Here is a 7,739-nt window from a genome sequence, read left to right on the forward strand (position 1 = left end):
CCGGGCGCTACGGGAAGACCGCCGGCCCCGGCCGGCGCCGGGCCGCGCGCGTCGCGATGGTCGCCCTCGGCGTCCTCGCCGTCGCCGTCGCCGCCTGGCTCGCGCTCGGCCAGGACGGGCTCAGCTGGAAGGTCGTCGGGTTCAAGGTCGACGGCCCGACGAGCACGCAGATCACGTTCGACGTCACGAAGGACGCCGACGCGACCGTGACCTGCCGGGTGCAGGCGCTGTCCGAGTCCTACGCCGAGGTCGGTGTGCAGACCGTCGAGGTCGGCCCCGCGGGCACCGCCACGCAGCGCGTGACCACGACCATCCCCACCACCGAGCTCGCCGTCACGGCCGTCGTGGAGTCCTGCTCCGCCGCCTGACGCCAGTTGCTATGCTTGCCGATTCATACGCCGCCCCCGGTCCGACGTCGCCCGATGTCACCGCAGGTCGACGCGACCGCGAGGGAGACGGCATCCCCGTTCATCGCTCGGGCCCGCGCACGCCTGGCCGGGGTCACCGACGGCGCGTCCGGACCGGGCGCGCGACACGCAGGAAGGAGTGGACGTGACCGACACGACGCAGGCCGCCACCTGGCTGACGCAGGAGGCCTACGACCGCCTCAAGGCAGAGCTCGAGCACCTCGAGGGCCCGGGACGAGCCGAGGTCACCGAGCGGATCGCCGCCGCGCGTGACGAGGGCGACCTCAAGGAGAACGGCGGCTACCACGCCGCCCGCGAGGAGCAGGCCAAGCAGGAGGCCCGCATCCGCGAGCTCAAGGAGAAGCTCCGCAACGTCCAGATCGGCACGCCCCCGGACGACGGCGTCGTCGAGCCCGGCATGGTCGTGACCGCGGTCGTCGCCGGGGACGCCATGACGTTCCTGCTCGGCTCGCGCGAGATCGCCGGCAGCGCGGACATCGAGGTGTTCTCCCCGACCTCGCCGCTCGGCGCGTCCATCAACGGCCGCAAGGTCGGCGAGAAGGTGTCCTACACCGCGCCCAACGGCCGCGACATCCCGGTCGAGATCACGGACGCGAAGCCCTTCACCGGCTGACGCGCCGCACCCGCCGCACGCACGAGGGCCCCGACCGGACTTCCGGTCGGGGCCCTCGTGCGTGCGGGGTGCTGCGCGGGCGCGGCGTCAGACCGCGCACTCGCAGACCAGGTTGTACTCGACGACCTGCTCGCCGTCCTCGGGCCGCGCGAACGCCTCGGCCTCCGCGCGGGACCCGAACCGCCGGCCCACCAGCCTGCCGTCGGCGAGCAGCACGCCCACCTCGATCTGGGTGCGCGGGTCGACCCAGCCGTCGGTCGCGCTCGTGGCCGCCGGGGTGGTGGTCGTGGTCGTCGTGCTCGTCACCGTGGTCCCTCTCGTCCGTGCGGGTCGTGCGGCCCTCGATCTCCTCAACACCGCGCGCCCGCGGTCCATGCCCGGGCGCGCGGGTCAGTGCTCCGCGAGGCGGAAGCCGCCGTCGCGCAGGTGCTGCAGCACGCGCGCGCAGTGCTCCGGGCCCTTCGTCTCGACCTGCACCTCGATCTCGACCTCGTCGATCTCCAGGTCCACGCCGGTCCGCACGTGCGACACGTGCATCACGTTCCCGCCGGTGGTCGCGAGCTCGCGCAGCAGCGCCGCCAGCGCGCCCGGGGTGTCGTGCACCCGGACCCGCAGCTGCAGGTACCGGCCCGACACCGCGAGGCCGTGCCGCACGACGCGCAGCAGCACGAGCGGGTCGATGTTGCCGCCGGACAGCAGCACCACGACCGGACCCTCGAGGTCGCCCGGCGGCGCCGCCATCACCGCCGCGACACCCGCCGCACCCGACGGCTCGACGAGCAGCTTCGCCCGCTCGGCGACCAGCAGCAGCGCGCGGGACAGGTCCTCCTCGGAGACGGTCCGCACCTCGCAGCCGTGCCGCTGCAGCAGCGCGAACGGGACCGCGCCGGGCGTGCCGACCGCGATGCCGTCGGCCATGGTGTGCAGCTCGGGCGCCGGGACCGGCTCCCCCGCCACGAGCGACGCCGGGTAGGCGGCGGCCCGCGCGGCCTGCACGCCGATCACCCGCACGTGCGGGGCGACCTCGGCGATGACCGCCTGGATGCCGGCGGCCAGCCCGCCGCCGCCGAGCGGGACGACGATCGTCCGGACGTCGGGCACCTGCTCGAGGATCTCCAGGGCGAGCGTGCCCTGCCCCGCGACGATGTCCTCGTGGTCGAACGGGTGGATCAGCACCCGCCCGGTGCGCTCGGCCTCGGCGCGGGCGGCGACCAGCGCCTCGTCGACGCTGCGGCCGTACGGCCGGACCTCGGCGCCGTACTCCTTGGTGGCCGCGACCTTCGGCAGCGCCGCGTCGACCGGCATGTACACCACGGCGTCGATGCCGAGCAGCTGGGCCGCCAGCGCCACGCCCTGCGCGTGGTTGCCCGCGCTCGCCGCGACGACGCCGCGGGCCTGCTCCTCCGGCGACAGCCGGGCCATCCGCACGTACGCCCCGCGGATCTTGAACGAGCCGGCGCGCTGCAGGTTCTCGCACTTGAGCAGCACCGGCGCACCGGCGATCTGGGACAGCGCGCGGGAGGTCTCCACCGGGGTGCGGGTCGCCACGCCCGTGAGCAGGCGCGCGGCAGCGCGGGCGTCGTCGAGGAAGGTCACCCGTGCATCATTCACGATCCCGCGGTCGGCTCGTCCGGGCCGCGCCGCGCGCCCCCGGCCCCGCGCGCGCCACCGGGCTCCAGGCCCGCCGCCGCGTCACCCCCGGGCCGCACCCGCCCGCGCCCGCCGTACCGCCGGCGCCCGAAGACCCCGGGCGGCCGGAGCGTGACGTGGTCGTCGGTGCCGAGCTCGGGGAACTTGTCGTGCCCGTGCAGGTACAGCACCACGGTGTTGAGCACCGCGGCGATCGGCACCGCGAACAGCGCGCCGACGATGCCCGCCGCCAGCGAGCCGGCTGCCACCACGAGCAGCACGGCGACCGGGTGCAGGGACACGGCGTGGCCCATGAGGAACGGCTGGAGCACGTGCCCCTCGATCTGCTGGACCAGCAGCACCACGCCGAGCATCAGCAGCGCGACGACCGGGCCCTGCGCCACCAGGGCGACGAGCACCGCCACGGCACCCGTCGCGATCGCCCCGACGATCGGGATGAACGAGCCGACGAAGACCAGCGTCGCGAGCGGCACGGCCAGCGGCACCCCGAGGACCGCCGCACCGATGCCGATGCCCGTGGCGTCCACGAAGGCCACCAGGATCTGCGTCCGGGTGTACCCCGACAGCGTGACGATGCCGCGGCGGCCCGCCTGGTGCACCCGCTCACGCACGGTGATCGGCAGGAGCCCGACCAGCCAGGTCCAGATCGTCCGGCCGTCCAGCAGGAAGAAGAACGTGCAGAACAGCGCGATCAGCGCGCCCGCGGCCACGTGGCCGACGGTCGTGGTGACCGTCAGCGCGCCCGACACGAGGGTGCTGGCGTTCTCGCTGATCTGGTCCCGGCCCTGCTGGACGAGGTCGTCGAGCTGGTCGGTGCTGAGCCCCAGCGGGCCGTCGGACAGCCACTGCAGCGCCTCGTCGACGCCCTGCGACGCCTGGTCGTACAGGTCGCCGAAGCCGTTCGCGATGGACCGGCCGGCCAGCACGACCAGCCCGGTCACCACCGCCAGGAGCAGCAGCACGGACGTGATGGCCGCGAGACCCCGCGGGAACCGCAGCCGTGCGTGCAGGAACCGCGCGACCGGCGCGAGCAGCACCGTCAGCAGCAGCGCGATCGCCACGGACACGACGATCACCTTGAAGAACCCGACGACCCACAGGCCCGCGGCGGTCGCCGCCGCGATCAGCAGGAACCGCCAGGACCACGCCGCCGCGGCGCGCACCGACGGGGCGACCGACTGCTCGGCCGTCCAGCCCGCGGGCGTGTCACCCGACGCCAGGTCGCCCTCGTGCAGGACCGGCGCCGGCACCGCCGGGTCGCCGGCACGGGTGCGGCCCCGGCCGCCGCGGCGCGGGGTCGTCATGCCAGCGCCCGGGCCAGGTCCGCGAGCAGGTCGGCCTCGTCCTCGATGCCGACCGACAGCCGGACCAGGTCGTCCGGGACCTCGAGGTCCGTGCCGACCACCGAGCCGTGCGTCATCCGCGCCGGCAGCTCGATGAGCGACTCGACGCCGCCGAGCGACTCGGCCAGCGTGAACACCTGCGTGCGGGCGCAGATCCGGTCGGCGCGCTCGGCGCTGCCCGCGCGGAACGACACCATGCCGCCGAAGCCGGACATCTGCCGGGCGGCGACCTCGTGCCCCGCGTGGCTCTCGAGCCCCGGGTAGATGACCTGGGGGACGTCGTCGCGGGCCTCGAGGAACGCGGCCACCGCGGCGGCGTTCGCGCAGTGCCGGTCCATCCGGACGGCGAGCGTCTTGAGCCCGCGCAGCGTCAGCCACGAGTCGAACGGGCCGGCCACCGCGCCGGACGCGTTCTGGTGGAAGGCCACGGCGTCCGCGAGCGCCGACGTCCCTGTCGGCCCGTCGAGCCCGACCGGCAGCTGCGCGCCGTCCGCGACCACCAGCGCGCCGCCCACGACGTCGGAGTGCCCGCCGATGTACTTGGTGGTCGAGTGCACGACCACGTCCGCGCCGAGTGCGATCGGCTGCTGCAGGTACGGCGTCGCGAACGTGTTGTCGACGACGAGCACCGCCCCGGCCGCGGCCGCGTGCGCCGCGAGCGCCGCGATGTCCGCGACGCCCAGCAGCGGGTTGGTCGGCGTCTCCAGCCAGATGACCTTGGTCTGCCCCGGGCGGATCGCCGCGAGCACCGCCTCCGCGTCCGACAGGTCCACCGCCGTGTGCTCGACGCCCCACGGGCCGAACACCCGGGCGATCAGCCGGTACGTGCCGCCGTAGGCGTCGTTCGCCATCACGACGTGGTCGCCGGGGCGCAGCACCGCGCGCAGCAGGGTGTCCTCGGCCGCAAGCCCGGACGAGAACGCGAAGCCCGCGCCGCCGCCCTCCGCCGACCGCAGCGCCTCCTCCAGCGCCGCCCGGGTCGGGTTGCCCGAGCGCGAGTACTCGTAGCCGCCGCGCAGCCCGCCGACGCCGTCCTGCTTGTACGTCGAGACCTGGTAGATCGGCGTCACCACGGCGCCCGTCGCGGCGTCCGGGTCCTGGCCCGCGTGGATGGCGCGGGTGGCGAACCCGGCCGACGACCAGTCGCCGTGGTCCGTGTGCTGGTCGAGGTCGCCGGTGGCGGCCAGGGTCGGGGTGCTGTCGTTCGCGTCCGTCACGTGCTCAGGCTAGGCCCCTGCGGCCGGGCGTCGCGCGCGGGAACACCCGGCCCCGCGCGCGGGTTGAGAGCGTCGGACCCGTGGAAGGGAGTCACGATGAACTGGCTGTTCGGATCCGCCCTGAAGTCGACGATGGTCGAGCCGGAGCGCGCGCTGAAGGGGCACGAGGGGTACACCTACCCCGTGCCCGCCACCCACACGGTGCTCGGCACGCCGCTGCAGGGCCCGTGGCCCGAGGGGACCCGGACGATCGTGGTCGGCATGGGCTGCTTCTGGGGCGCCGAGCGCATCTTCTGGCAGCTGCCCGGCGTCGTCAGCACCTCGGTCGGCTACCAGGGCGGGTACACGCCGTACCCGACGTACGAGGAGACGTGCACCGGCCTGACCGGGCACGCCGAGGTGGTCCAGGTCGCCTACGACCCGGCCGTCGTCTCGGACGCCGACGTGCTGCGCACGTTCTGGGAGTCGCACGACCCGACGCAGGGCTACCGGCAGGGCAACGACCGCGGCACGCAGTACCGGTCGACGGTCTACACGACGACGCCGGAGCAGGCCGTCGTCGCGGAGGAGACCCGCGCCGCGTACCAGCAGCGGCTGACCCAGGCCGGGTACGGGGAGATCACGACCGAGATCCGCACCGCGGACGAGGCCGGCCCGTACTACTACGCCGAGGACTACCACCAGCAGTACCTGGACAAGAACCCGAACGGGTACTGCGGCATCGGCGGCACGGGCGTCTCGTGCCCGCGCCCGCTCGACGCCTGACGCACGGCGGCGCCACGCGCGCCCCCGGACGGCCCGGTCCCCACCGCGGGGGCCGGGCCGTCCTGCACTCCTGCCTCCCGGGCCCGCCGCACGCCGCCCGCGCCGCCACCCCCTCCCCGCGTGCGCCGAGATAGGGCCCGCGCGCCGAGATAGGGCCCTGGACGGTCCTCTCTCGGCCGAAGGGCCCTATCTCGGCGCTGGTGGCGGCGCTAGCGTGCCGGGTATGGGAGTGCGGGAGCGGCACCGGGAGGACCTGCGGGGGCTGCTCGGGGACCCCGACGCCGTGCGGGCGCACCTCGCCGCCGGGTCCGGGCTGCCGGGGCCGCGGGCGAACCTCGAGCTGCTCGGGGCGTTCGCCGACGTCGCGCCCGCCGACCTGGTGCTCTCGCTCGCCGACGACGCCGACGACTACCTGCGCTGCTGCGGCACCGACGGCGTCGGCCGGCTCGTCCTGGAGGCCCCGGCCGCCGACCGCGACCCGCTGACCGCCCTGCTGCGCGCCCGCGCCGCCGACGGGTCCTGGCGCGTGCGGGAGTCCGCCGCGATGGCGCTGCAGCGCATCGGCGACGCCGAGCCGGGGACCCTGCGCGCGCTCGTCGCCGACTGGGTCGCCGACCCCGACCCGCTCGTGCGCCGCGCCGCCGTGGCCGGGATCTGCGAGCCGCGCCTGCTCCACGACCCCGCCACTGCCGCGGCCGCCCTCGACGCGTGCGCGGCGGCCACCGACTCGATCGCCGCGCTGCCCGCCGGCGACCGCCGCGACCCCGACGTCCGGACGCTGCGCCAGGCGCTCGGGTACTGCTGGAGCGTCGCCGTCGCGGGCGACCCCGCCGCCGGTCTCCCGCGGTTCGCCGCGCTGCGCGCCTCCGGCGACCCCGACGTCACGTGGGTCGTGCGCGAGAACGAGAAGAAGACCCGCCTGCGCCGCCTGCTCGACCCGTCGCTCCGCGAGCGCGCATGAAGCGCGACGAGTGCCTCTCCGCGGGATAGGCACTCGTCGCGTCCGGTGGTCGCTCGCGGCGGGGTGTCAGGCCGCGGTGGCGAAGGCGCGCAGGGCCATCTGGACCGCGTGGTCGAACAGCTGCTCGCGCTCGTCGGCGGTGAGCTCGTTCGGCTGGAAGGTGAAGTCCGAGATCGACAGCAGCGCCAGCGCCTTGGCCCGCTCGCGGTCCGCCACGGCGTACAGGCCGGCGGCCTCCATCTCGACGGCGAGCGTGCCGTGGTCGATCAGCGCCTGGGTGCGCTCCGGCCGGTTCGAGTAGAACGAGTCCGAGGTGAACACCGCGCCGGCCTGCGCGCGGGCGCCGGGCACCTCGGCGGCGGCGGCGAACGCGGCGGCCGCGAGGCCGAAGTCCGGGACGTGCGAGTAGTGCACGCCGGAGATGCGGTGCTCGCTGACCCCCGAGTCGGTGTGCGCGGCGGTCGCGACGACGACGTCGCCGAGCTCGAGGGTGCGCGCCATCCCGCCCGCGGTGCCGATCCGGATGATGCGCTGCACGCCGTAGAACCGGAACAGCTCGGTCGCGTAGATCGAGATGGACGGCACGCCCATGCCGGAGGCCATCACGGACACCGGGCGGCCCTGCCAGGTGCCGGTGTAGCCGAGGATGCCGCGCACCTCGGTGACCAGGCGCGCGTCGTCCAGCACGGTCTCCGCGATCCGGGTGGCCCGGCGCGGGTCGCCCGGCATGAGGACGTCGGGGGCGAAGTCGCCGGGCTGGGC

9 protein-coding genes are annotated in these 7,739 nt (G+C 75.3%); 4 read left to right on the forward strand and 5 right to left on the reverse strand.

Annotation, left to right across the window (positions count from 1 at the left end; all coding sequences use genetic code 11):
• On the forward strand, positions 1 to 368 hold a 368-nt coding region (locus tag G6556_RS15225; RefSeq protein ID WP_166943207.1), incomplete at its 5' end, for a DUF4307 domain-containing protein.
• 184 nt (positions 369 to 552) lie between these two features.
• Positions 553 to 1,041 (forward strand): transcription elongation factor GreA, encoded by a 489-nt coding sequence (greA, locus tag G6556_RS15230; protein WP_166943209.1) that lies wholly within the window; start codon positions 553 to 555, stop codon positions 1,039 to 1,041.
• A gap of 87 nt (positions 1,042 to 1,128) precedes the next feature.
• Here the strand turns inward: greA and G6556_RS15235 are convergent, their stop codons facing one another.
• The 4 genes from G6556_RS15235 to G6556_RS15250 form a co-directional block, all read right to left on the reverse strand.
• A complete protein-coding gene (locus G6556_RS15235) occupies positions 1,129 to 1,347 on the reverse strand; it encodes a hypothetical protein (RefSeq protein ID WP_166943204.1) in 219 nt (72 codons plus the stop codon).
• 84 nt (positions 1,348 to 1,431) lie between these two features.
• Positions 1,432 to 2,637, reverse strand: a complete 1,206-nt coding sequence (gene ilvA, locus G6556_RS15240) for a threonine ammonia-lyase (RefSeq protein ID WP_166943212.1) — start codon at positions 2,635 to 2,637, stop codon at positions 1,432 to 1,434.
• A gap of 11 nt (positions 2,638 to 2,648) precedes the next feature.
• Positions 2,649 to 3,995, reverse strand: a complete 1,347-nt coding sequence (locus G6556_RS15245) for an AI-2E family transporter (protein WP_166943214.1) — start codon at positions 3,993 to 3,995, stop codon at positions 2,649 to 2,651.
• Positions 3,992 to 5,221: a cystathionine gamma-synthase gene (locus G6556_RS15250; RefSeq protein WP_166943226.1), complete on the reverse strand. Its 1,230-nt coding sequence runs from the start codon at positions 5,219 to 5,221 to the stop codon at positions 3,992 to 3,994. The genes G6556_RS15245 and G6556_RS15250 overlap by 4 nt, the downstream gene beginning before the upstream one ends.
• A gap of 126 nt (positions 5,222 to 5,347) precedes the next feature.
• Here G6556_RS15250 and msrA point away from each other — a divergent pair, with 126 nt between their 5' ends.
• A complete protein-coding gene (msrA, locus tag G6556_RS15255; protein ID WP_166943217.1) occupies positions 5,348 to 6,016 on the forward strand; it encodes a peptide-methionine (S)-S-oxide reductase MsrA in 669 nt (222 codons plus the stop codon).
• A gap of 223 nt (positions 6,017 to 6,239) precedes the next feature.
• Positions 6,240 to 6,977 carry a HEAT repeat domain-containing protein gene (locus G6556_RS15260; protein ID WP_166943220.1) on the forward strand — a complete coding sequence of 246 codons (738 nt, stop codon included), beginning with the start codon at positions 6,240 to 6,242 and terminating at the stop codon, positions 6,975 to 6,977.
• Between the two features lie 66 nt (positions 6,978 to 7,043).
• Here G6556_RS15260 and deoD read toward each other — a convergent pair.
• Positions 7,044 to 7,739: purine-nucleoside phosphorylase (deoD, locus tag G6556_RS15265; RefSeq protein WP_166943223.1), on the reverse strand; the 696-nt coding region annotated here is incomplete at its 5' end.

It is taken from the genome of Cellulomonas sp. IC4_254 (assembly GCF_011603975.1).
Classification (GTDB): Bacteria; Actinomycetota; Actinomycetes; order Actinomycetales; family Cellulomonadaceae; genus Cellulomonas.

What these genes read in the sequence shown, in the direction of transcription:
- G6556_RS15245 (WP_166943214.1), bottom strand. Translation starts at nt 3,995, where the DNA reads ATGACGACCCCGCGCCGCGGCGGCCGGGGCCGCACCCGTGCCGGCGAC.
- msrA (WP_166943217.1), top strand. Translation starts at nt 5,348, where the DNA reads ATGAACTGGCTGTTCGGATCCGCCCTGAAGTCGACGATGGTCGAGCCG.
- G6556_RS15260 (WP_166943220.1), top strand. Translation starts at nt 6,240, where the DNA reads ATGGGAGTGCGGGAGCGGCACCGGGAGGACCTGCGGGGGCTGCTCGGG.